General features: G+C 75.7%; 28 protein-coding genes and 2 riboswitches. Of the genes, 18 read left to right on the plus strand and 10 right to left on the minus strand.

The annotated features are described in order from the left end of the window. The 6 genes from IDM29_RS04495 to IDM29_RS04520 form a co-directional block, all read left to right on the plus strand. Positions 1–652: chemotaxis protein CheB (locus tag IDM29_RS04495; protein ID WP_304518666.1), on the plus strand; the 652-nt coding region annotated here is incomplete at its 5' end. Continuing rightward, positions 649–1,476, plus strand: a complete 828-nt coding sequence (locus tag IDM29_RS04500; protein ID WP_182112615.1) for a protein-glutamate O-methyltransferase CheR — start codon at positions 649–651, stop codon at positions 1,474–1,476. The genes IDM29_RS04495 and IDM29_RS04500, both read left to right, overlap by 4 nt. Continuing rightward, on the plus strand, positions 1,473–1,856 hold the full coding sequence (locus IDM29_RS04505) for a response regulator (protein ID WP_182112616.1): 384 nt from the start codon (positions 1,473–1,475) through the stop codon (positions 1,854–1,856). Before IDM29_RS04500 ends, IDM29_RS04505 begins: the two co-directional genes overlap by 4 nt. Continuing rightward, positions 1,853–2,317 carry a chemotaxis protein CheX gene (locus IDM29_RS04510; protein WP_182112617.1) on the plus strand — a complete coding sequence of 155 codons (465 nt, stop codon included), beginning with the start codon at positions 1,853–1,855 and terminating at the stop codon, positions 2,315–2,317. Before IDM29_RS04505 ends, IDM29_RS04510 begins: the two co-directional genes overlap by 4 nt. Before the next feature lie 79 nt (positions 2,318–2,396). Continuing rightward, positions 2,397–2,756, plus strand: a complete 360-nt coding sequence (locus tag IDM29_RS04515) for a response regulator (protein WP_182112618.1) — start codon at positions 2,397–2,399, stop codon at positions 2,754–2,756. Next, positions 2,753–3,244: a hypothetical protein gene (locus tag IDM29_RS04520; protein WP_182112619.1), complete on the plus strand. Its 492-nt coding sequence runs from the start codon at positions 2,753–2,755 to the stop codon at positions 3,242–3,244. The genes IDM29_RS04515 and IDM29_RS04520 overlap by 4 nt, the downstream gene beginning before the upstream one ends. Before the next feature lie 19 nt (positions 3,245–3,263). On the opposite strand, the gene IDM29_RS04525 is transcribed toward IDM29_RS04520, so the two are convergent. Then, positions 3,264–3,905 carry a D-alanyl-D-alanine carboxypeptidase family protein gene (locus IDM29_RS04525; RefSeq protein ID WP_255491703.1) on the minus strand — a complete coding sequence of 214 codons (642 nt, stop codon included), beginning with the start codon at positions 3,903–3,905 and terminating at the stop codon, positions 3,264–3,266. A 166-nt stretch (positions 3,906–4,071) separates the two neighbouring features. Beyond that, a riboswitch (cyclic di-GMP riboswitch) is annotated at positions 4,072–4,148 on the plus strand. 15 nt (positions 4,149–4,163) lie between these two features. Here IDM29_RS04525 and IDM29_RS04530 point away from each other — a divergent pair. Next, on the plus strand, positions 4,164–4,313 hold the full coding sequence (locus IDM29_RS04530; protein ID WP_182112620.1) for a hypothetical protein: 150 nt from the start codon (positions 4,164–4,166) through the stop codon (positions 4,311–4,313). A gap of 36 nt (positions 4,314–4,349) precedes the next feature. On the opposite strand, the gene IDM29_RS04535 is transcribed toward IDM29_RS04530, so the two are convergent. After that, positions 4,350–6,131: a hypothetical protein gene (locus IDM29_RS04535; protein WP_182112621.1), complete on the minus strand. Its 1,782-nt coding sequence runs from the start codon at positions 6,129–6,131 to the stop codon at positions 4,350–4,352. Positions 6,132–6,732: 601 nt separating this feature from the next. Continuing rightward, positions 6,733–7,176, minus strand: a complete 444-nt coding sequence (locus tag IDM29_RS04540; protein ID WP_182112622.1) for a hypothetical protein — start codon at positions 7,174–7,176, stop codon at positions 6,733–6,735. A gap of 67 nt (positions 7,177–7,243) precedes the next feature. On the opposite strand from IDM29_RS04540, the gene IDM29_RS04545 reads away from it, so the two are divergent. The 9 genes from IDM29_RS04545 (at position 7,244) to IDM29_RS04585 (ending at position 15,953) form a co-directional block, all read left to right on the plus strand. Beyond that, complete coding sequence (locus tag IDM29_RS04545; RefSeq protein WP_255491704.1) at positions 7,244–7,795, plus strand: low molecular weight protein-tyrosine-phosphatase; 552 nt, start codon at positions 7,244–7,246, stop codon at positions 7,793–7,795. Positions 7,796–7,841: 46 nt separating this feature from the next. Continuing rightward, a complete protein-coding gene (locus IDM29_RS04550; protein WP_182112623.1) occupies positions 7,842–8,261 on the plus strand; it encodes a zf-TFIIB domain-containing protein in 420 nt (139 codons plus the stop codon). A gap of 39 nt (positions 8,262–8,300) precedes the next feature. Further along, the gene (locus IDM29_RS04555) at positions 8,301–9,470 is read left to right on the plus strand and encodes a pyridoxal phosphate-dependent aminotransferase (RefSeq protein ID WP_182112624.1); all 1,170 of its coding nucleotides are present in this window, start codon (positions 8,301–8,303) and stop codon (positions 9,468–9,470) included. A gap of 85 nt (positions 9,471–9,555) precedes the next feature. Further along, positions 9,556–9,651, plus strand: a riboswitch (glycine riboswitch). A gap of 142 nt (positions 9,652–9,793) precedes the next feature. After that, positions 9,794–12,670 (plus strand): aminomethyl-transferring glycine dehydrogenase, encoded by a 2,877-nt coding sequence (gene gcvP / locus IDM29_RS04560; RefSeq protein ID WP_182112625.1) that lies wholly within the window; start codon positions 9,794–9,796, stop codon positions 12,668–12,670. Beyond that, entirely contained in the window at positions 12,667–13,860 is a 1,194-nt protein-coding gene (gene gcvT, locus IDM29_RS04565; RefSeq protein WP_304518602.1) for a glycine cleavage system aminomethyltransferase GcvT, read from the plus strand. Before gcvP ends, gcvT begins: the two co-directional genes overlap by 4 nt. Positions 13,861–13,928: 68 nt before the next feature. After that, positions 13,929–14,300 (plus strand): glycine cleavage system protein GcvH, encoded by a 372-nt coding sequence (gene gcvH / locus IDM29_RS04570; RefSeq protein ID WP_182112626.1) that lies wholly within the window; start codon positions 13,929–13,931, stop codon positions 14,298–14,300. A gap of 253 nt (positions 14,301–14,553) precedes the next feature. Beyond that, positions 14,554–14,796 carry a LuxR C-terminal-related transcriptional regulator gene (locus IDM29_RS04575; protein ID WP_182112627.1) on the plus strand — a complete coding sequence of 81 codons (243 nt, stop codon included), beginning with the start codon at positions 14,554–14,556 and terminating at the stop codon, positions 14,794–14,796. A 109-nt stretch (positions 14,797–14,905) separates the two neighbouring features. Continuing rightward, positions 14,906–15,472 (plus strand): hypothetical protein, encoded by a 567-nt coding sequence (locus tag IDM29_RS04580; RefSeq protein WP_182112628.1) that lies wholly within the window; start codon positions 14,906–14,908, stop codon positions 15,470–15,472. Positions 15,473–15,515: 43 nt separating this feature from the next. Next, complete coding sequence (locus IDM29_RS04585) at positions 15,516–15,953, plus strand: NUDIX domain-containing protein (protein ID WP_182112629.1); 438 nt, start codon at positions 15,516–15,518, stop codon at positions 15,951–15,953. 328 nt (positions 15,954–16,281) lie between these two features. Here IDM29_RS04585 and IDM29_RS04590 read toward each other — a convergent pair whose 3' ends face one another. Continuing rightward, complete coding sequence (locus tag IDM29_RS04590; RefSeq protein ID WP_182112630.1) at positions 16,282–16,662, minus strand: VOC family protein; 381 nt, start codon at positions 16,660–16,662, stop codon at positions 16,282–16,284. A 52-nt stretch (positions 16,663–16,714) separates the two neighbouring features. On the opposite strand from IDM29_RS04590, the gene IDM29_RS04595 reads away from it, so the two are divergent. Next, positions 16,715–17,101, plus strand: coding sequence for a hypothetical protein (locus IDM29_RS04595; protein WP_182112631.1), 387 nt, complete (start codon positions 16,715–16,717; stop codon positions 17,099–17,101). 43 nt (positions 17,102–17,144) lie between these two features. Here the strand turns inward: IDM29_RS04595 and IDM29_RS04600 are convergent, their stop codons facing one another. Beyond that, on the minus strand, positions 17,145–18,335 hold the full coding sequence (locus tag IDM29_RS04600) for a sorbosone dehydrogenase family protein (protein ID WP_182112632.1): 1,191 nt from the start codon (positions 18,333–18,335) through the stop codon (positions 17,145–17,147). Next, the gene (locus IDM29_RS04605; RefSeq protein ID WP_182112633.1) at positions 18,335–19,084 is read right to left on the minus strand and encodes an SDR family oxidoreductase; all 750 of its coding nucleotides are present in this window, start codon (positions 19,082–19,084) and stop codon (positions 18,335–18,337) included. Before IDM29_RS04605 ends, IDM29_RS04600 begins: the two co-directional genes overlap by 1 nt. Before the next feature lie 157 nt (positions 19,085–19,241). Between IDM29_RS04605 and IDM29_RS04610 the strand changes: the two genes are divergently transcribed. Then, the gene (locus IDM29_RS04610) at positions 19,242–20,093 is read left to right on the plus strand and encodes a helix-turn-helix transcriptional regulator (RefSeq protein WP_182112634.1); all 852 of its coding nucleotides are present in this window, start codon (positions 19,242–19,244) and stop codon (positions 20,091–20,093) included. A gap of 18 nt (positions 20,094–20,111) precedes the next feature. Here IDM29_RS04610 and IDM29_RS04615 read toward each other — a convergent pair whose 3' ends face one another. From IDM29_RS04615 to IDM29_RS04630, 4 genes are all read right to left on the minus strand, one after another. Beyond that, the gene (locus IDM29_RS04615) at positions 20,112–20,504 is read right to left on the minus strand and encodes a VOC family protein (protein ID WP_182112635.1); all 393 of its coding nucleotides are present in this window, start codon (positions 20,502–20,504) and stop codon (positions 20,112–20,114) included. A gap of 106 nt (positions 20,505–20,610) precedes the next feature. Beyond that, entirely contained in the window at positions 20,611–21,192 is a 582-nt protein-coding gene (locus IDM29_RS04620) for a DNA-3-methyladenine glycosylase I (protein WP_182112636.1), read from the minus strand. 152 nt (positions 21,193–21,344) lie between these two features. Further along, on the minus strand, positions 21,345–21,554 hold the full coding sequence (locus IDM29_RS04625; protein ID WP_182112637.1) for a hypothetical protein: 210 nt from the start codon (positions 21,552–21,554) through the stop codon (positions 21,345–21,347). A gap of 65 nt (positions 21,555–21,619) precedes the next feature. Continuing rightward, positions 21,620–22,571: DUF3418 domain-containing protein (locus IDM29_RS04630; protein WP_188037244.1), on the minus strand; the 952-nt coding region annotated here is incomplete at its 5' end.

Raw genomic sequence — 22,571 nt, forward strand, 5'->3', positions numbered from 1 at the left:
CGGCGCCCCGGCGCGCCCCGCGCGCGAGCCCGTCCGGCTCCGCCCGGCGCCCGCGCGACGCCCGGTGCGGGCGATCGTGCTCGGCTCGTCGACCGGCGGGCCGGAGGCGCTCTCGCGGCTCCTGCGCCTGCTGCCCGCCCTGCCGGTCCCGCTCGTGATCGTCCAGCACATGCCGCCCGTCTTCACCAGGCAGCTCGCGGCGCGGCTCGACCGGCTCGGCCCGAGCAGCGTCGTCGAGGCCTGCGACCACCAGGTCCTCGAGCCGGGCACCGTCTACGTCGCCCCCGGCGACCAGCACCTCGAGCTGGTCGGGGCGCCGTCCGGCGCGCGCACGCGCCTGCACCAGGGGCCGCCCGTGAACTTCTGCCGGCCCGCCGTCGACGTCATGATCCGCTCCGCGGTGACCGTCTACGGCGGCGACCTGCTCGCCGTCGTGCTCACGGGCATGGGGTCCGACGGCCGCGCGGGGTGCGAGGCCGTCGGCGACGCGGGCGGGACCGTCGTCGTGCAGGACGAGGCCTCGAGCGTCGTGTGGGGCATGCCGGGTGCGGTCGCGACGGCGGGCCTCGCGCACGCCGTGGAGGGCGTCGAGGACATCGCCGCGCGGATCGCGCGCGTGACGGCCGAGCCGGCACTCCGGGCGGCGCCGTGAGCCTCGCGCCCGACACCTTCGCCTGGGTGGCCGACGTCGTCCGCCGCCGCAGCGCGATCCAGCTCGAGCCGGGCAAGGAGTACCTCGTCGAGAGCCGGCTGCTGCCGCTCGCGCGCGCCGCCGGCGTGGCGGACGTCGACTCCTACGTCCGCCACGTCAGGACCGCCGCCCACCCGGCCGTCGTCGAGGGCGTCGTCGAGGCGCTCACGACGAACGAGACCTCCTGGTTCCGCGACGCCCAGCCGTTCACCGCCCTGGCGCAGCACGTGGTGCCCGATCTGGTCGCGGCGCGCGGTGCCGGCGCGGGACCGCTGCGCGTGTGGTCCGCGGCGTGCTCCAGCGGCCAGGAGCCGTACTCGATCGCGATGGTGCTGGCGGACCTGGTGCCCGCCCTGCCGGTGCGGATCACCGCGACGGACCTGTCGCAGCGGATGGTCGAGCGGGCCCGTGCGGGCCGCTACACCCAGCTCGAGGTCAACCGCGGCCTGCCCGCCCCCATGCTCGTCAGGCACTTCACGCGCGCGGGGACCGAGTGGCAGGTCTCGGCGGCACTGCGCCAGGCCGTGACGGTCGAGAAGCACAACCTCCTCGGGCCTCCTCCCGCCGGGGGGCCGTTCGACGTCGTCTTCCTGCGCAACGTGCTCATCTACTTCGACCTGGCGACCAAGCGCGACGTGCTGCGCCGCGTGCGCCAGGTCGTGCGGCCGGGCGGCTACCTGCTGCTCGGCGCGGCCGAGACGACCCTCGGCGTCGACGACGGCTGGGACCGCCTGGGCATCGCCCGCGGCTCCGTCTACAAGCTCGCGGCTCGGAGGGCAGCATGAGGGCACTGGTGATCGACGACTCGCGCGTCATGCGACGCATCGTCTCCGCGTCGCTGCATCCGCTGGGCTTCGAGACCGTGGAGGCCGGGGACGGCCGCGCGGCGCTCGACGTGCTCGAGGCGGGCACGCCCGTGGACCTGTGCTGCATCGACTGGAACATGCCGGTCATGGACGGGCTGCAGTTCGTCACGGCGGTCCGGGCCAACCGCGCGTGGCGCGACGTGACGCTCATGATGGTCACGACCGAGAGCGAGCACGGCCAGATCGTGCGGGCGCTGGCGGCCGGGGCGCACGAGTACGTCATCAAGCCGTTCACCCCCGACGCGATCCGGGCCAAGCTGGAGCTTCTCGGGCTCGTCCGGCAGGAGGAGCTCTCATGACCGCCGCCGACCTCGGCCTGGTCGGGGACGCCGACCCCGTGCTGGCGATCGCCGAGGAGGTCTTCGCGGCCATGGTCGACGGCGAGCCGGGCGGTGTGCGCCCCTGGGCCGGCGACGCCCCGGCACTCGAGCACGGGATCCACGCGTGGGTCGACGTCCACGGGACGCACGCGAGCCGGGTGCTGCTGAGCACCGAGGAGGAGACGGCCGCGCTGCTCACGCGCGCCCTGCTCGCGATGGGGCCCGCGGAGTCCGTGGCGGACGAGGACCTGGTCGATGCCCTGGGGGAGGTCGCCAACGTCGTCGGCGGCAACGTCAAGGCGCTGGTGGCGGACCCGCGGGCGCTCGGCCTGCCCGTCGTCGACCGGGTGCGACCCGCCGCGTCCGGCGACCTGCTGCACCTGCTGAACCTGGAGTGGCGCGGGCGCCCGCTCGAGGTGGCGCTGTGGACGCTGACGTGACCGCGCCCGTCCCGCCCCCGGCCGGGCAGCGACGCCCCGGTGAACCGACCAGAACGACCGATCGACCGAGGTGGTACCGATGAGAGTCCTCGTGACCGACGACAGCCGCGTGATGCGCCAGATCGTGATCCGCACGTTGCGGCAGGCCGGCTTCGAGTGGGAGGTCCTCGAGGCGCCCGACGGCGCCGCCGGGCTCGCGGTCGTGCGTGAGCAGGACCCGGACCTCGTGCTCTCGGACTGGAACATGCCCGAGATGACGGGCATCGAGCTGCTGCGGGCGATGCGCGGGGCGGGCATCGACACGCCGTTCGGCTTCGTGACCTCCGAGGGCTCCGCGGAGATGCGCGCGCAGGCGGAGGCCGAGGGCGCCCTGTTCCTCATCGCCAAGCCGTTCAGCGCCGAGGTCTTCCGCGACACGATCGAGCCGTTCCTCGCATGAGCGCCGCGACCAGCCCGCTGCCCGCCGCGCTCGACGTCCGGGAGCTGCTCGAGGGCCTGCTCGGCCGCGACGTCGTGGCGCGCGTCGGGGCCGCTCCGGTGGACCCGCTCGCGCCGGGGGGCGCGCTCGTCGCCGCCTACGTCGACGACACGCTCGGCCTGCGCGCGATCGTGCTCATGGACCTGCCCCTCGCGGCGCGGGCGGGCGTCGCGATCGCGCTGATGCCCGCTGCCGCGGCGGACGACGTCCTCGCCTCCGGGCTCCTCACGCCGGCGCTCTACGACAACGCCGCGGAGATCCTCAACATCATGGCGTCGCTGTTCAACCTCGACGGCGCGCCCCACGTGCGGCTCTACGAGGCGTACGCGCCGCGCGAGGTGCTGCCCGCCGATGTGCGGACGTGGACGCTGGCGTACGTCCCCCGGCTCGACATGGCGGTCGACATCGCCGGCTACGGCACCGGCCGCCTCTCGCTCCTCACCGTCTGACGCCCTGCGCCGAGAGGCGTCAGTGCGTCGGGTGGTAGCCCCAGTGCCAGGGCTCGCGCGGGGTGTCCTCGACGAAGCCGTACGTCCCGGCGTTGGTGCGCATCCACGCCTGGGCGGCGGCGTCGAGCTTGAGGTCCGCCGCCACGCCCCAGCCGTGCATGCTCGTTCCCGGTGCGGCCGCGAGCCCGCCCTGGGAGTAGAGGCCCTTGCGTGCGACCAGGTCCTCCTGCGAGGCGAGGGTCCGGTAGGTGTCGGTGACCCCGATCGTGACGCCGTCGCGCGCCGCCGCCGCCCGCATCGCCTCGAGCGAACGCGCGGCCGGGGCCCACATCCGGTGGCCGGACACGCCGTCGACCGCGCTGAGCGCCTCGGCCGGGACGGTGCCGTTGCCGTGGTGCCGCAGCTCGAGCGGCACGCCCTTCGCGTCGACCAGCGCCTTGCCGCCGCCGACGCCGGCCGCGGTGGTGCCCCCGCGGGAGACCTCCGCGGCGAGGGCCTGCTCGAAGGTGCCCGACGTCGTGCCGGTCGTGCCCGTGGTCGTGCCCGGCGGCGTCGCGGCGGGGCCGCCGAGCACCCCTCCCGGGGCGCGCCCGTAGCCGAGCGCCGCGAGGCGGCTCTCGATCTCCCCCATGCGCTGGCCCACGGCGGCGACTGCCTCCACCACGCCTCCTCCGGTCGTCCCGCCCACCTATCGGCGGGAACTCGGCCGGGATGAGCGTCCTGGCCCGGGATCCGGGCCGCGACACGCCGCGCGGTGGGTGAAACGGCTCCCCTGAACGGGTGATGATGGTCCCGCGTCGCCGCCGGGGAGGCCTACTGTCGACCCGACAGCGAAAAGGCAAACCCGTCGCGAGGCGGGGACGCAAAACCACGGGACCCCGCAGGGGTCAGCCGGGTCACCGAACGAGAGCGGGCCCCCATGAACGACCACGGCAACGCCGCCGCACCGTCGCTCGAGGACGTCGACGTCGCGGTCCCCCCGCAGGTCCTCGCCCGCTGGGCCGCGATCGCGGGCGAGCGCGCGTGCTTCAACGCCCTGCTGCCGAGCCAGCCGATCCGCTCGGTCTGACGCCCGCGCTCCGACGCCCGCCTCCCGGGCGCGGCCTCACTGGTAGGTGACGAGCTCCGGCACGGGCTGCACCGCGTACGTCTGGTCGGGCGCGAGCATCGGGACGTCCTCGTCGATGAAGTTCTTCCAGCCCCAGGTGAGGCCGGCGGGCGCCCCCTGCTGCAGCGAGCCCCACGTCCCCGCCTTCGCGGGCTGGCTGCCCTGCCCGTCGACGTGGATCATCACCGACAGCTCCGGGTAGGACGTCGCCACCGTCTCGCGCGCCTGGATCATGCGGTGGCTGAACTGGTGCAGCACGAACAGCTTCTGCGGCAGCGCGTGCGTGCGCGTGAGCTCCGCGAGCCAGGCCCCGGTGGCGTTGACCTCGTCGGCGTGCACGGAGCCGATCTGCCGCAGGTGCACCTGGTCGGGCGCGAGGCGCCACTCCGGGTCGAGCGCGAGGCCCACGTTCGGGTACCGCAGCAGGGGCTCGTACTGCTGCGCCTGCGTGAGGAAGTCCGTCCGGCCGGGCTGGAGGTCGATGACCACGTAGACGCCGGCGTCCCGGGCGGCCTCCACCCACGGCACGAACGACTCGACGGGCAGCTCGTTGCTGTAGTTGCCGTCCGGTCCGGCGCCGGCCGACGCGACGGTGACGATGATCTCGAACGCGGGTACGACGACGTCGGCGGTCAGCGGCTGGTAGGAGGCCGCGAGGCCCTGGGCGCGCGCGATGCTCGCGGGCACGTCCTGCTCGCCGAGGATGCCGAGCGCGGCGAAGTGCGGCGTCCCGTACATCGCCACCAGGCGCCGCCCCGGGAACAGGACCTGCCCACCGCCGGGGAGCTCGACGCCCGTCGCGGCGGTCGCCACGCGCCAGCCCAGGTCCGGCGCCGTGCCGAACGCGGCGCCGAGCGCGACGGTCGACGTCGGCTGCGCGGCCGCGACGCCCTGCACGGCGGCGCTCGTCGCCCTGGGGTCGCCTCCGGGCACGACGACGACCGGGACCCCCGCGGCCCGCGCGGTCGCGACCGCGGCGAGGTCGCCGGCGTCCCCGGTCGTGAGCAGGAGGCCACCGGGGGGTGCGTCGGCCCGCTCCGTGAGCGGGAGCCGCTGGACGACCTCCTCCGAGGCGGCCTCCCCGCCGCCCGCGGACGACGTCGCGCTGCTCGGGCCGGACGCGGCCTGGTCGTCCTGCTCGTCCGTCCGCTCGTCTTCCGTGCCCTCGTCCGTGCCGCCGTCCGTGTCCTCGTCCGTCGGCGCCTGGGTCGCGACGGACGCGGGGTCGAGGGCGGCGACGGCCGCGACCTCGCCGCCCGGCGCGGGAGCCGGGACGGGCAGCGCCGGGACGCGCAGCACGTCGTCGGCGCGCGCCGGGTCCGTCGCCGCCTCGACGATCACCGGGACGTCGAGGCCGCCGTCGCGGACGTCGTCCCGCCCGAGGCCGCCCGCGATCAGCACGGCCTCGACGCCGAGCCGCTCGAGCTCTGCCGCGGTCGCGTCCGGCACCGTCGAGCCGTCGGTGAGCAGCAGGGGCACTCCCAGCGAGACCGCCGCGGCGCTCGCCTCCAGCTGCCCGGCGACGTCGCCCGCGGGCACGACGACGGCGACGGCGGCCTCGGCGAAGAACGCGGCGCTCGTGCCGGCGGCGCGCGTGGCGGCGTCGGTGCTGTCGAGCACGGTGACCGGCTCGCCGGGCAGCCGCACGGCGGGGGAGTGCACCGCCTCGGGCGTCGGCGTCGGGGCGGGCGTGCCACCCTGCGGCCCGGGCGCCGGGGTGCAGGCGACCAGCAGGGCGCTCGTGAGGGCGAGAGCCGCCACGACCGTCGTCGCGCGCATCGAGACCTTCCGTCCGGGGGATGTGCCGGACGGCTGCCGCCCGCCCGGTCGCTGCCCCGACCATAACGCCGCCCACCCACCACCCGACGCCCACCGCCGGCCACCCACCGCCGGCGCCACCGAACCACCCAGCCCCACCCCACTCAGCCGCCGAGCACGTCCGTTCGACGCGAGCACGTCCTGCCCGACGGACGTGCTGGGTGGGTTCGGACGTGCTCGGCGTGCGGTGGGTGGGGACGGTGGTGGGGACGGCGTGGAGCGCCGGGAAAGTGCTTGGCAGGGGTGCGGGGGCGGACGTACCGTCGGGGGACACGGGAGAGGAGGTGGTCCAGAAGATGATTTCTCTTCGGACGCGTGAGGTGACTGCCCGCTAGTCGCCCGAGCAGATCGGACGGATTGCCTCCGGTCCCGAGCCGCCGAGCGGCAGCGAGACCCAGGCAGTCACCGCAGCCCGTGGGGGCCGTGCATCGTCCAGCACGGCGGCCGGCCGACAAGGCCCGCGACCCACGGGCTGTTCCGTGCCCGGACCCGCCCGGGCCTGACCCGGACCGCCCCAGACCCCGCCGGCCTCGGACCCCGCCGGCCGCAGACCCCGCCGGCCTCAGACCCGGGCGAACGGCGCGAGCGCGGCCCGCCCCAGCGCCGCCGACGCCCCGAGCATCGCGGCGAGGATGTTGGCGAACGACGGCCCGCCCACGAGGAACCCGCCGACGGCGCCGACGACGATGCCGAGCGCCCCGAACGCGAGGACGTGCAGCGACTGGCTGCGCACACGCCGCAGCAGCCACCCGATGCCGAAGGCGAGCGTCGGCCCGACGACGAGGATCGCGAGCGCGGCGAACCCCCCGATGAGCAGCGCGAGCCGGGCCGGCGTGGCCTCGATCCCCGCGGCGTCCAGCTCTCCCGCGGGCGCGGCCGAGAGCACCGTGTACACGAGCCCCATGAAGACGAGCGCGGTCACGACGCAGCCGGCGAAGACCCCGAGCACGCCGAAGCTCACCGCCCACGGCTCCTTGGGGCGGGTGATGCGGGGGTCCTCCATCATGGGGAGCACTCTAGGAGCACGCCTGGGACGAGCGGCGGCGACGCGGCAGGCGGTCGACAATGGGTCGATGAGCGACACGCGCGACACCCCCTACCGCGTCATGACCGTCTGCACCGGCAACATCTGCCGGTCCCCCATGGCCGAGGTCGTCCTGCGCGAACGGTTCGCGGAGGCGGGCCTGGCGGACGACGTCGTCGTCGACTCGACGGGCGTCAGCGACGAGGAGCAAGGGAACCCGATCGACCCGCGGGCACGCCGGGTGCTGGCCGCGCACGGTTACCCCGTCCCCGAGCACCGGGCCCGGCAGGTGCGCCCGGCAGACCTGGCGGAGCGCGACCTCGTGCTCCCGATGACGGCGTCCCACGCCTCCGCGCTGCGCCGGCTCGCGCGCGGCGACGCCGCCCTCGCCGAGCGCATCCGCATGTTCCGCACGTTCGACCCCGCGGCGCCGCGGGGCGGGCCCGAGCACCTGCTCGACGTCGACGACCCCTGGTACGGCGAGGAGTCGGGGTTCGAGGTCACGCTCGCGGAGGTCGAGGCCGCGGCCGACGGCGTCGTCGACCACGTGCTCGCGGCGCTCGGGCGGGAGCGGGCACGTCCGGGGGCCGGGCTACGTTGACCCGACGAGGCGCCCGACAGCCTCGCCCCCGGCCCGAGGAGCTGCCATGAAGTGCCCCATCGACGGAGTCGACCTCGTCATGTCCGAGCGGCAGGGGGTCGAGATCGACTACTGCCCCACGTGCCGCGGTGTGTGGCTGGACCGCGGCGAGCTCGACAAGATCCTCGACCGCGCCGCCACGCAGGCGCCGGCGGTCGCGCCGGAGCCGGTCACCGCCTACGTCCCGCCGACGACTCCCTCGTCCGTCCAGGACCTTCCTCCGCAGGTCCCGGCCTACGGCGCTCCCGGGCCCGGCTACCGGGACGACCGCGGCTACCGCGACGACCGGGGCTACCGCGACGACCGCGGCTACGACGACGACCGTCGCCACCGCTCGGACTACGACCCGCGCAAGGACCCGCGCAGCCCTTACTACCGCAAGAAGAAGCGCGAGTCGTGGCTCAGCGACATCCTCGACTTCGACTGACGGCGACATCGCCCCGGTGCGGCGCGCGAGGATGACCGCATGAAGGTCTCGCGCCGCTCGCACGTCACGCCGTTCGCCGTGATGGAGGTGCTCGCCGCCGCGAACGCGCGCCGCGACGCTGGGGCCTCGATCGTCAACCTGTGCGTCGGCCAGCCGCTGCACGGGGCGTCGCCGGTCGTCCGGGAGCACGCGGCGGCGCTGCTGGCCGCGGGCGACGTCGGCTACACCGAGGCGGTCGGCGCTCCGGCGCTGCGCCGCGCCGTGGCCGAGCACTACCGGCGCTGGTACGACGTCGACGTCGACCCGGCCCGCGTGGCCATCACCACCGGGTCGTCGGGGGGCTTCCTGCTCGCCTTCCTCGCGGCGTTCGACCCCGGCGACCGCGTGGCGCTCGCGCGTCCCGGCTACCCCGCGTACAAGAACATCCTGCGCTCGCTCGGCGTCGAGGTCGTCGAGCTGGCCTGCGGCGCGGAGTCCCGGTACCAGCCCACCGTCGACCAGCTCATGGCGGCGTACTACGACGGCGGCCTGGACGGCGTCGTCGTGGCCAGCCCGGCCAACCCGACGGGCACCATGCTCGCGCCGGCGGAGCTCGCGGCGCTCGAGCGGTGGTGCGCCCAGTTCGACGTCCGGCTGGTCAGCGACGAGATCTACCACGGCATCACGTACGACGGCGGCGTCGGGGCGACGGCCGCGGGAGCCACCGAGGCGGGCGCCGTCGTCGTGTCGTCGTTCTCCAAGTACTGGGCGATGACCGGGTGGCGTCTCGGGTGGCTCGTCCTGCCGCCGGACCTCGTGGCGCCGGTCGACGCGCTCGCGGGCAACGTCGCGCTGTCCCCGCCGGGGCTGGCGCAGCACGCCGCCCTTGCGGCGCTCACACCCCAGGGCTACGCGGCTGCGGAGGCGGAGGTCGCGACGTACCGCGCGTCGCGCGAGCTGCTGCTGCGCCGGCTGCCCGAGCTGGGCTGGCGGGTCGCGCCGCCCGACGGCGCGTTCTACCTCTACGCCGACGTGTCGGACTCGGGGCTCGACTCGGTGACCTGGTGCGCGCGGCTGCTCGACGAGGCCGGCGTCGCGCTGACGCCCGGCACGGACTTCGACGCGGTCGACGGCGACGGCTGGGTCCGGCTCGCGTTCGCGTCCCCGCCCGACGTCGTCGACGAGGCCGTCGACCGCATCGTCGCGTGGCAGGCGACGCTGCGGCCCTGAGCGGACGCGGCGCCGGCGTCGGTGGACCCCCCTCGGCATGCGGCCGGGTGCGGTCTACGCTGGCCCCACAACCGAACACGCTGCTCGAGCTGCGGTGGGAGAGCTCGCGACCCCGGTCGCGACGCCGAAGGAGCAAGGCCCTCCCCGGGAATCTCTCAGGCCCACGTACCGCCGCAGCGAGGCAACTCTGGAAAGCGACCCGTCGGCCCTGCCGCCCGGTCCACCGACGGTGCACGTCGCTCGCCCCCGGGCGTGCGGCCAAACTCTCAGGTCAGGGCCCCGGCCCACGATGACAGAGCGGGGAGGCCCAGCCACCGTCCGGCATGTCCGGGCACGTCATCGGAGCCGCCCGCGTGAACCAGCCGACGACCCAGCCGACCCCCGCCGCCCGGGACTTCGCGGACCGCCACGTCGGCCCGCGCGACGCCCACATCGCGACCATGCTCGCCGCCGTCGGCGCGAGCAGCCTGGACGCGCTGATCGACGACGCCGTCCCCGCCGAGATCCGCATGTCCGCCGAGCTGGAGCTGCCACAGGCGCGCAGCGAGCAGGAGGTGCTGCGGGACCTGCGGGCGCTCGCGAACCGCAACGAGGTCCTGGTCTCGATGATCGGCCAGGGCTACCACGGCACGTCCACCCCGCCCGTGATCCGCCGCAACGTGCTCGAGAACCCCGCCTGGTACACGGCCTACACGCCCTACCAGCCGGAGATCAGCCAGGGCCGGCTCGAGGCGCTCCTCAACTTCCAGACCGTCGTCAGCGACCTCACGGCCCTCCCGGTCGCGGGCGCCTCACTGCTCGACGAGGCGACGGCCGTCACCGAGGCCGTGCTCCTCATGCGCCGCGCGGTCAAGGGCCGGCCCGACGGCGCCGTCGTCGTCGACGCCGACACGTTGCCCCAGACCCTCGCCGTGGTCCGCGGCCGCGCCGAGGCGATCGGCCTGCCGCTGGTCGTCGCCGACCTCACCCACGGCCTTCCCGACGACGTCGTCGACCCGGTCGGCGTCGTCGTCCAGCAGCCGGGCGCCTCCGGGCGCGTGCGCGACCTGCGCGCGCTGGTCGAGCAGGCGCACGAGCGCGGCGCGCTCGTCACGGTCGCCGCCGACCTCCTCTCGCTCACGCTCCTGACCCCGCCCGGCGAGCTCGGCGCCGACGTCGCCGTCGGCTCGGCGCAGCGCTTCGGCGTCCCGATGTTCTACGGCGGCCCGCACGCCGCCTTCATCAGCGTCCGCCACGGCCTCGAGCGCACGCTGCCGGGCCGCCTCGTCGGGGTGAGCACGGACGCGGACGGCGCGGTGGCGTACCGCCTCGCGCTGCAGACGCGCGAGCAGCACATCCGCCGGGACAAGGCCACCAGCAACATCTGCACCGCCCAGGCCCTGCTCGCGGTCGTGGCGAGCGCGTACGCCACCTACCACGGCCCCGACGGGCTGCGGGCGATCGCGGAGCAGGTCCACGACCGTGCGGCGGCGCTCGCGGCCGACCTGCGTGGCGCGGGCGTCGAGGTCGTCCACGACAGCTTCTTCGACACGGTCCGCACCCGCGTCGCCGGTCGCGCGGCCGACGTGCTCGCCGCCGCCCGCGCCCGCGGCATCAACCTGTGGAGCCCGGACGCGGACACCGTCCAGGTCACGACCGACGAGCTGACGACCCCTGGTCACGTGGCCGACGTCGTCGCCGCCTTCGCGGAGGTCGTCGGGGCGGGTGAGGCGCGCGACGCCGGGACCGTCGGGATCCCCGCGGGCCTGCGACGGACCTCCGGCTACCTGGAGCACCCCACGTTCCACCGCTACCGCAGCGAGACCGCGATGATGCGGTACCTGCGGTCCCTCGCGGACAAGGACCTCGCGCTCGACCGCACGATGATCCCGCTCGGCTCCTGCACGATGAAGCTCAACGCCGCCGTGGAGATGGAGCCCATCAGCTGGCCGGGCTTCGCCGACCTGCACCCGCTCGCGCCCGCCGACCAGGCGCTCGGCTACCGCGAGCTGATCACCCAGCTCGAGGAGTGGCTCGCGCGCATCACGGGCTACGCGGCGGCCAGCGTGCAGCCCAACGCCGGCTCGCAGGGCGAGCTCGCGGGCCTGCTCGCCATCCGCGCGTACCACCGCTCACGCGGCCAGGGGGAGCGCACGGTGTGCCTCATCCCCGCGAGCGCGCACGGGACCAACGCGGCGTCGGCCGTGCTCGCGGGCATGCGCGTCGTCGTGGTCAAGACCGCGGCCGACGGCGAGGTCGACCTCGGGGACCTGCGCGCGCGCCTGGACGAGCACGCCGACGACGTGGCCGCGATCATGATCACCTACCCGTCGACGCACGGCGTCTACGAGGCGCACGTGCGCGAGGTCTGCGACCTCGTGCACGCCGCGGGCGGCCAGGTCTACATCGACGGCGCCAACCTCAACGCGCTCGTCGGGCTCGCGCAGCCCGGTGACCTGGGCGGGGACGTCAGCCACCTCAACCTGCACAAGACCTTCTGCATCCCGCACGGCGGCGGCGGCCCCGGCGTCGGGCCGGTCGCCGTGGCCGAGCACCTCGTCCCCTTCCTGCCCGGGCGGGGCGCGACGCAGGTCTCGGCGGCGCCGCACGGGTCGGCCGGCATCCTGCCGATCTCGTGGGCGTACGTGGCGCTCATGGGCGCGCAGGGCCTGCGCCGGGCGACGGAGGTGGCGGTGCTCGGTGCGAACTACCTGGCCACCCGCCTCAAGGACCACTTCCCCGTCCTGTTCACCGGTCCCGGCGGCCACGTGGCCCACGAGTGCATCCTCGACCTGCGGCCGCTGACGGCCGCGACCGGCGTGACCGCCGAGGACGTGGCCAAGCGCCTCATGGACTACGGCTTCCACGCCCCGACGCTGTCGTTCCCCGTGCCGGGCACGCTCATGGTGGAGCCGACCGAGAGCGAGGACCTGGGCGAGCTCGACCGCTTCGTCGCCGCGATGCTCGCGATCCGTGCGGAGATCGCCGAGGTCGAGGCCGGCACGTGGTCGGCCGCCGACTCCCCGCTGCGCGGCGCGCCGCACACCGCGACCATGGTCGTCTCCGACTCGTGGGATCGTCCGTACAGCCGCGAGACCGCGGCGTTCCCCGTGCCGGGCCTGCGGGCCGGCAAGTACTGGCCGCCGGTCCGCCGGATCGACCAGGCTGCCGGTGACCGCAACCTGGTCTGCTCGTGCCCGCCGATCGAGGAGTACGTGTGAGCAACCCCGAGTCCCCCGAGGCCACCACGGCGACGGAGCCCGCCCGCCCGGGCCCGCTCGACGCCGAGCACGTCGCGCTCGGCGCGACGATGACGCCGTTCGCCGGGTGGTCGATGCCCCTGCGCTACACCTCCGACCTGGCCGAGCACCGCGCGGTCCGCGAGGCCGCCGGGCTCTTCGACCTCTCGCACATGGGCGAGATCCGGGTCGCGGGTGCCGGCGCGGGCGCGGCGCTCGACCGGGCGCTCGTCGGGCACCTGTCGGCGCTCGCCGTCGGGCGGGCGCGCTACACGATGCTGTGCGCCGAGGACGGCGGCGTGATCGACGACCTCGTCGTCTATCGCCGCGCGGACGACGACTTCCTGGTCGTCGCGAACGCGTCCAACGCGGACGTCGTGCTCGCCGAGCTCGAGGCGCGCTGCACCGGACCCGACGTCGAGGTCGCGGACGAGTCCGCCGCCACGGCGCTCGTCGCCGTGCAGGGCCCGGCGGCCGAGGCGATCGTGACGGCGCTGGTCCCCGACGAGGCCGAGCGCGCCGCCGTCGCGGACCTGCGGTACTACGCGGCGACGACGGCCACGCTCGCGGCCGACGGCGGCGTCGTCGTCGCCATGGTGGCGCGCACCGGCTACACGGGCGAGGACGGGTTCGAGCTGTTCCTCCCGGCCGGCGACGCCCCGGCCGTGTGGCGCTCGCTGCTCGCCGCGGGGCAGCCGGCGGGCCTCGTGCCCGCGGGCCTGGCGGCGCGCGACAGCCTGCGCCTCGAGGCGGGCATGCCGCTGTACGGCCACGAGCTGGACCGCACGACGGCGCCGCACGACGCCGGCCTCGGCCGCGTGGTGCGGCTCGACAAGGTCGACGCCGAGGGGGAGCCGGTGCCGTTCGTCGGGCGGGAGCCGCTGCGGGCCCGGGCGGGCGCCCAGCCCTCGCGGGTGCTCGTGGGCCTCGAAGGGCTCGGCCGCCGGGCCGCCCGTCACGGCTACCCGGTGCTGACCGAGAGCGGCATCCGGGCCGGGTACGTCACCTCGGGCGGGCCGTCGCCCACCCTCGGCCACCCGATCGCGATGGCGTACGTGACGCCCGAGGTGTGCGCGCCCGGGACCGAGCTCGTCGTCGACGTGCGCGGGCGGCACGAGCCGGTGCGGGTCGTCGCCCTGCCCTTCTACCGCCGTCCCAGCAGCAGCACCTGAGACCCGGCGGGCCGGCGCCGGCCCGCCACCACCACCCGGCACGCCGCCGTCGACCCGAGGAGACCTCCGTGAGCGCGATCCCGACCGAGCTGCAGTACACCGCCGAGCACGAGTGGCTCACGACCGGGGACCCCGCCACGATCGGCGTGACGGCCACCGCCGCGGACGCGCTCGGCGACGTCGTCTACCTCGAGCTGCCCGAGGTCGGGTCGCAGGTGACGGCGGGCGCCGTGTGCGGGGAGATCGAGTCCACCAAGTCGGTGTCGGAGATCTACTCCCCGGTGACCGGCACCGTCGTGGCCGTCAACGACGACGCCGTCGCCGACCCCGCGCTCGTCAACTCCGACCCGTACGGCCGCGGGTGGCTCCTGCGCGTCGAGGTCGTCGCGACGGGTCCGCTGCTGAGCGCGCAGGAGTACGCCGAGCTCGTCGAGGGCTGACGGGCCGCGGAGGCCCGCGACGGGCTGCTCCGTCCGGGTGAACCGCCGACGCGGCCCGCGCGGCCCGGGCGCGGCTGTGACCTGCGCCTCCACATGATCTCGGGCCCCTAGCGGGCCGTCCGGACCCTCGCAAGGGTGACCGCGCGAGAAGTGGGGGTGAAAACCGCGTCATCACGGGTGAAGTCCGGGCTCTCTCCAGGTGTACCCGCACAATCGGCGCTCCCCACGGGGCACCGCGTCCCTGGAGGTCGGCATGACCACGGAAGTGACGGATCTGCGCACCGTTCCCACGCAGCGCACCACGGAGCCGCTCACCCGGCGCGAGCGGGTGATCCTGTCCAACCTGGACGAGACGGTCACCCTCGAGGAGATCGCCGCCAAGCTCTTCGTCACGCGCAACACGGTGAAGTCGCAGGTCCGCAGCGTGTACCGCAAGCTCGGCGTCTCCACGCGGGCCGACGCGGTCGAGTGCGCCCGGCGGATCGGCCTGCGCTGAGACCTGCCGGTCCGTGACGACGGCTCGAGTGGGAGCGACGGCGGCACGCAGGTAGTGTCGTGCGGTCACATCCCGGCCCCCTCGGGCCCGCGCGCGAGGCAGGTGGCACGTGCCAGTGGACCGTCCGGACCGCACCGCCGCGGTCGACGAGCACTGGGCACCCGACCACCTGGTCCTCGGCCGCACCGTCCTGAGCCGTGCGGGCCGGCTCCTCGTGGAGCGCGACGCCCAGGGTGGCGTCCTCACCACCTCGCCGCTCGCGGGCATGGCCGCCGTCGAGCAGCGGTACCCCGCCTGGGCGCTGGGGCCGTTCGGCCGCATCGAGCCCGAGGCGGCGCTGCCCGCCCAGCCCGGCGTGTACGCCCTGAGCTCCCAGGGCGTGGTCCGGTACGTCGGCGCGTCCGGCGACCTGTCCCGCACCTTTGGGCACCGCGGCCTGGGCCACGTCTCGCGCCGCGACGCGCAGAACGCGGGTCGCGAGGAGCTGTGCCGGCTCAACCGCCTGATCACCGCCGAGGCCCAGGCCGGCCGCACCGTGGACCTCTACGTCCTGCCGGTGGGCTCGGCGGGCAGGCTCTCCCGGCTGGTGCGCCGGCGGTCCGAGGAGGACGAGGCCACCGCGCTGGCCGCGGAGCTGGTGGGCGCCGCGAAGGGGTCCTGGCACCTGCCGACCTGACCTCCGTGGGGCCGTGGGGCCCGGGGTCTGGGAGACTTCCGGCATGCCGAGCAGCCCGCCCTCCGTGCTCGTGGTGGCGGCCGCCGTCGTCGACGACCTCGACCGACCGCGCAGGCTCCTGGCGGCCCGGCGCAGCAAGCCGCTGTCCCTCGCGGGTCGCTGGGAGTTCCCCGGCGGCAAGGTGGACCCTGGGGAGACGCCCGTCGAGGCGCTGCACCGCGAGATCGGTGAGGAGCTCGGCGTCGAGATCACCCTCGGTGCCGAGCTGCCCGGTCCGGTCGACGGCGCGTGGCGTATCACGCACGGGTACCGGATGCGGATCTGGGCCGCGGCGGTGCTGCGCGGCGAGCCGCAGCCGCTCGTCGAGCACGACGCGCTGACCTGGCTCGAGCCGGGGCAGTGGCTCTCGGTCCCGTGGCTGGACCCCGACGTCCCGATCGTCTCGGCGCTCGCCGACCGCGCCGAGTCCGGCCTGCGCTGACGCCGACGGCCCACGGGTGCCGACGCCGCCCTCACCCGGGCTGACGCGCATGGCGCGGGGCCGTGCGGGCGCACCGACCGCCTCGCTCGCCGGCCGCGGCGCGGGTCCGTGCGGCCCGTGTGACCACAGTGGCTGATGTGACGTGAGGGATTCACATGGGCCCCATCGGTCCCACCAGTCACCTGCTCCGCACGGAAGCGCACCGCCAGCGGCCGGTCACGCGCAGGGCGGGGCGGGCAGGACGGGTGGCCCGTGCGGGGCGGGCGCGGGTCGGCGGTGGGGCCGGCGTGCGGGCCGGTGCGGGTGGGCGGGGGCGCGGGGAGGGCGGTCAGGGCCAGAGGCGTGCGGAGGTGCGGAACTCCTCCGGGTCGCTGTGGACGGGGATCACGCAGACGAGGTGGCCGCCGGGCACGCGCAGGGTGCGCGAGCCCAGCCACCGGCCCACGTCGACCGCGCCCAGCGCGAGCAGGCGGTCGTGCTCGGCGTCGACGTCGTCGGTCTCGATGTCGAGGTGGTAGCGGGGTTCGGCGTCGACGGACTGCACCGCCGTCACCAGTGACGGGACCGCGCCGTGCAGCGTCGTGAACTCCGGTTCGCCGGGGGCGCTGGACGTCTCGACCCCCAGCGCGGCGGTCCAGAAGTCCAGGGCGGCGTCGACCCGCTCGCGCGGGACGTCGATCAGCAGGGTGGAGACACGGCTGCGGTGCATGCGACCTCCTCGTCGACGGTCTCGAGCATGGCACGCGGCGTTACCGTGGGCCATGGTCAAGGACCCGCTCCGCCGTCACGAGGCGGTGGCCGGCGCCGCCCGCGTCCACCGGCCCGATGCGGCGTCCGAGGCGAGCGTCACCCGCACGCTCCCGGCGCCGCCGGACGCCGTGACGCCGTGGCTCACCGACCCCGGGCGACGTCGGCGCTGGCTCGACGTGGACCCCGAGGTCCGCAGCGCGACCGCCGTGCGCTCGCTGCGCTGGGGCTGGCCGGACGGGACGCGCGTGACCCTCCGCGTCCTGCCGGCGCCCGGCGGCCGGACGCGCCTGTCGGTACGCCATCTCCTGCCCTCCGGCGCCGCGCCCGAGGCCGAGGCCGGGTGGGTCGAGCGCCTGGACCGCCTCGCCGCCGTCGTCGGGGACGGGTCCGCCGGGTAGGTGTTCGGCGCGGGGCCGAGTCGCCGCGCGCGGGACGACCCGGTCAGGGCTCGACGAGCTCGACCCGCAGGATCCGGTCGTCGCCGTCGCGCGACGGCGTGCCGCCCCAGGTCGCGCCGTCGGTGTTGGACGTCGTGATCCACAGCGCGCCGTCCGGGGCGACCTCGACGGTGCGGATGCGGCCCACCTCGCCGACGAGGTGCGCGCTCGGTTCGCCCGAGGCCCGCCCGCCGTCGACGGGTAGCCGCCAGAGCCGCTGCCCGCCCAGCGCGCCCATCCAGACCGCGCCGCCGGCGTAGGCGATGCCCGACGGCGAGGCGTCGTCGGGGTGGATCGTCACGATCGGTGGCTCGCCCGCGTCGCCCTCGGTGCCCTCCGACTCGGGCCAGCCGTAGTCGACGCCCGGGCGGATCACGTTGAGCTCGTCCCACGTCCGGTGACCCAGCTCGGAGGCGTACACCGTCCCGTCGGGCCCGAAGGCGATGCCCTGGACGTTGCGGTGCCCGGTGGACCAGATCGCGGTGCCCGACGGGTTGTCCGCCGGGATGCTGCCGTCCGTCGCGATCCGCAGGATCTTCCCGTTGAGCGAGTCGGCGTCCGCGGCGTTCTCCGGCTCGAACGCGTCGCCGGTCCCGATCCACAGGTGCCCGTCCGGGCCGAGCTCGATGCGGCCGCCGTGGTGACGGTCGGCGGTCTCGATGCCGTCGAGCAGGACGGCCTCCTGCGTGAGGCCGCCGAGGTCCTCGTCGAGGCGCAGCGCCACGACGCGGTTGGTCGGCGAGGCGGACACGTAGGCGTAGACCGTGCGGTCGGCGTCGAAGTCGGCGGACGCGACGATCCCGAGGAGCCCGCCCTCGGCGCTCACCTCGACGCCGGGCACGACGCCGACGACGCTCGCTCGCCCTCCGCCGGCCGGCACGTGGGAGATCTCGCCCGCGGACCGGCTCGAGACCAGCGCGGAGCCGTCGGGCAGGAAGGTCAGTCCCCACGGCATCTCGAGCCCGGTCGCGATCTCGGTGACCTCGCCCAGGACCAGCGCCTCGTCCGTCGCGCCGCCCGCGCCCGCCGACGGCGCCGGACCGGGCGGCTCCGCGTCGACGGTGACCGCCGTGTCGCGCCCGGGTCCGGCGTCCTCGGCGGTGCACCCGGTCAGTCCCAGGACGACCAGCGCGGCCACCGCCGCGGGTCCGGTCCGCGTGGTCCGCCCGTCGGCGGCCCGGCTCGCGACGCCCATCAGACGCCCCTTCCGCCGAGGGTCGCCAGGACGCCGTCGTACCGGCCGTCGGCCTCGGCGAACCGCAGGTGACGCACGCGCTCCACGAGCACCTCGGTGGCGTCCGGCTGGGTGCGCAGCAGGTGCATCACCTCGTCGAGGAAGTCCTCGAGCGGCATCGCGGACTCGCGCTCCTCGCCTCCCATGAGCGGCGTGCGGACGGCCGGCGGGACCAGCTCCACGACCTCCACGCCCGTGCCGGCCAGCTGGACGCGCAGGCTCTCGCTCAGGGAGTGGATCGCTGCCTTCGTCGCGCTGTAGGTGGGCGCCAGGGGCAGGGGCACGAACGCCAGCCCGGACGACACGGTCATCACCGTGGCCTCGGGCCGGCCGAGCAGGAAGGGCAGGAACCTGGCGATCAACCGCCGCGGCCCGAGCAGGTTCGTGGTGATCGTGGCCTCGGCGACCGCGAGCGATGCCGGGTCGCGCAGGTCCTCGGCGACCATGATCCCCGCCATCGCCACGACGACGTCGAGGTCGGGGTGCGCCCGCGTGACGGTGTCGAAGGCGTCACGGATCGAGTCCGGGTCCGCGATGTCGAGCGTGACGGTGTCCATGCCGGGGTGCTCGGCGGCCAGGGCGTGCAGCTGGTCCGTCCGGCGTCCGGCGGCGACGACGGTGTTGCCGGCGTCGTGCAGGCGCACGGCCAGCCCGCGGCCGATGCCGGACGTCGCTCCGGCGACCAGGACGGTCCTCCCGGTGATCCTCATGGCGTGCTCCTTGGGTGCGGCGGGCCAGCCTGCTCGGTCCGCGGTCGGTGGGGACACGTCCACGCTCGTCCCGCCGGCCGGCGGCCGGGAGAGCCCTGCCGAACCAGGGACCGGCGATCCCTTGCTGCGCGTGGTGCGGTGCCCGCACGATCGAGGCATGGACCGCGCCGCCGTCGCCGACTTCCTGCGCACCCGCCGCGCCGCGCTCCGCCCCGCCGACGTCGGCCTGCCGGCGGGCGCGCGCCGCCGCACGGCAGGGCTGCGCCGCGAGGAGGTCGCCGCGCTCGCCGGCATGTCCACCGACTACTACACGCGGCTCGAGCAGCGGCGGGGCCCCACCCCGTCGCCGCAGATGCTCGCGGCGATCGCCCGGGCGCTGCGCCTGACCGTCGACGAGCACGACCACCTGCTGCGCCTCGCGGGCCACGTGCCGGCGCCACGGTCGCGACGCTCGCCGCACGTGAGTCCCGCGCTGCTGCGCGTCCTCGACCGCCTCGACGACACCCCGGCGTTCGTCGTGACCGACGTCGGCGAGACGCTCGCGCAGAGCCGCGCCGCCGTCGCCCTCTTCGGGCCGCGCTCGCAGGTGCCGTGGCCGGGCCGCAGCAGCTACTACCGGTGGTTCACGGACCCGGCCGAGCGGCGGCTCTACCCCGAGCGCGACCACGCGCACCAGAGCCGCGTCCAGGCGGGGGCGCTGCGCACGGCCCTCGACGCGGGCGGGCCGGGCAGCCCGGCCGCGGACCTGGTGCGGCGCCTGCGCGAGCAGAGCGCCGAGTTCGTCGAGATCTGGGAGCGTCACGAGGTCCTCCCGCCGCGGTTCGACGAGCACAAGACGCTGGTCCACCCGGAGCTGGGCGAGATCGACGTCGACTGCCAGGTGATGTTCAGCGAGAACCGTGCCCACGCGCTCGTGGTCCTCACCGCGACCCCGGGAACGGAGAGCCACGAGAAGCTGCGCCTGCTCGCGGTGATCGGCGACCAGCAGCTGTCGGCGGTGAGCGACTGAGGCCGTGCCGCCCGAGGCTCAGCGATCGCGCGACGACAGCACGCAGAACTCGTTCCCGTCGGGGTCGGCGAGCACCTCCCACGAGACGTCCGCGGGCTGCCCCACGTCGACGCGCGTCGCTCCCAGCTCCAGCAGCCGGGCGATCGCGGCGTCACGGTCCTCGTCGACGTGCGGGGCCAGGTCGAGGTGGAGCCGGTTCTTCCCCTGCTTCTCGTGCTCCACGCGGACGAAGACGAGGCCGGGCGGCACCTGGTCGAACGGGAGGCTCGTCCCGAGCTCGCGGGCCCAGGGCGGGACGACGATGACCTCCTCGTCGCCCGCGACCATGATCTCCCAGCGCAGGGCCTGGGCCCACCACCGCGCGAGCGCCTGGTGGTCGCGTGCCTCGATGACGGTGGAGTACCAGCGCATGACGGCTCCCTCGCTCGCGCGGACCCGGGCGGCCCGGTGCGACCAGGATGCACCGCACCACTGACACGCGCGCGGGCCGAGTCCCGCCGCGCGCGAGCGGCTCGCGCTACCGGCCGACGCCCACCGGCGAGAGGTCCGCGCCGGTGACCACGGGGCACCCGGCGAGGTGGTCGTCCACGAGGCCGCACGCCTGCATGGCGGCGTACGCCGTCGTGGGGCCGACGAAGCGGAACCCGACGGACTTGAGCGTCCGTGCGAGCGCGACTGACTCCGCCGTGGTCGCCGGCACCTCGCGGAACTCGGTCGCACGCGGGGTGCGGACCCGCACCTGCGGCGCGTGGGACCACACGAGGTCGGTCAGCGTGCGCCCGGCGTCCCACAGCCCCACGACCGCACGGGCGTTGGCGATGCTCGCCTCGATCTTGGCGCGGTTGCGCACGATGCCGGCGTCGGCCATGAGCCGCGCGACGTCGCCGTCGTCGAAGCGGGCCACTGCGGCCGGGTCGAAGCCCGCGAACGCCTCGCGGAACGCCGGCCGCTTGCGCAGCACCGTGATCCACGCGAGGCCGGACTGGAACGCCTCGAGGCAGAACCGCTCGTAGAGCTCCGCATCGCCGCGCACGGGCACGCCCCACTCGGTGTCGTGGTACTCCTCGTAGAGCGGGTCCCCGTCGCCGAAGCACCTCATCGGTCCGCCCTTCCTCCTCGTGCCGCCGCCGCGGCACCTGCTCGGTGCGGTCCAGCATGGGGCACGACGGGGACGTCGCGGTGCCGGTCCACAGGTAGCAACCACCGGCGGACGTCGTCGCGGAGAGCCCGGGCAGCGCCCGGCGCGCGGCGTCAGCGGCGGCGGACCGCCAGCGACGACGTGGCGGCCTCGACGGGCGTGGCCTGCGCCCCACCGGTCGGCTCGGCCGACGCCGCGACGGGCTCCGTCGGCACCGCGAGCAGGCCCTCGTGCACCGCGCCGAGGATCTCGGGGTCGGCGGCCACGGGAGCTCCACCGAGCGCGGCTCGAGCCCGGGCGACCTCGTCGTCGGTGTCCGTCATGGGGTCAGAGTAGGTGGAACCGGGCGCCCGCGGGAGCGTTTCCACGGCCGCGTCTCACGGTCCGGTCAGGCCGCCAGGGCCGTGCGGATCCGCTTCACCGAGACCGGTTGCGGGGTGCCGAGCTGCTGGGCGAACAGGCTCACGCGCAGCTCCTCGATCATCCAGCGGACCTCGGCGAGCCGGGCCAGGCGGGCGGCGTCCGGCGCCGCGGCGCGCGCGGTGCGCAGCGCGTCGTCGTACGCCTCGGCGACCTCCGCGACCTGCCAGGCCAGCGCCTGGTCCCGCCCCGGGTCGGCGGCCGCCTTGTCGAGGCGGTGACGGGCCGCGCGCAGGTAGCGCACGACGTGCGGCAGGCGGGCGGCGCCGACGTCGCTCGCCATCCCGTCGTGCACGAGGGCGCTGAGCTGGCCCCGGACGTCGGTCACGGTCGAGAGCAGGGCCAGGCTCGTCGCCGCGCGCAGCGCGCCGTCGAGCTCCCGCGCCGCGGCGAGCACGGCCGCCAGGTCCCGCGCCACGGCGTAGGTGCGGTCCTCGAGGCGGTCGCGCAGCCGCGTGCGCAGCGCGGCGTACCCGGCGGCGTCCCGCACCGCGCCCGTGCCGCCACCGGCCTCGGTCGCCAGGGCATCGACGGCCGCCCGCTGCAGGTCCACCACCAGCGCCTCGGTGCTCGGGTACGGGCTCGCGGCCAGGGTCAGCGACTCGGTCGTCGTCCACCGGGTCGTGATCCGGCCGGAGGCGAGCGCGAGCTCGGTGACGAGCAGCTCCCGCACGCCGACGGGGTGACGCAGCGCCTGCTCGCCCGCCGTCGTGAGCACGCGCAGGTCGACCGGGCGCCGCCCGTCCTTGCGGCGCTCGCCCGCCACGAGCGCCGGGTAGCCGTGCACGCTCACGCCCCCGGCCGACGTCGTGACGACCTCCGGCAGGCGCCCGTCGGGCAGCCCGTCCGGCCACGTCGTCACCCCCGCGCGCTCGAGCTCCGCGCCCGGCGCGGGAGCCGGCGTCGCGGCGGCTGAGGCG

The sequence above is a fragment of the Actinotalea sp. JY-7885 genome, from assembly GCF_014525465.1.
Taxonomy (GTDB): Bacteria; Actinomycetota; Actinomycetes; order Actinomycetales; family Cellulomonadaceae; genus Actinotalea.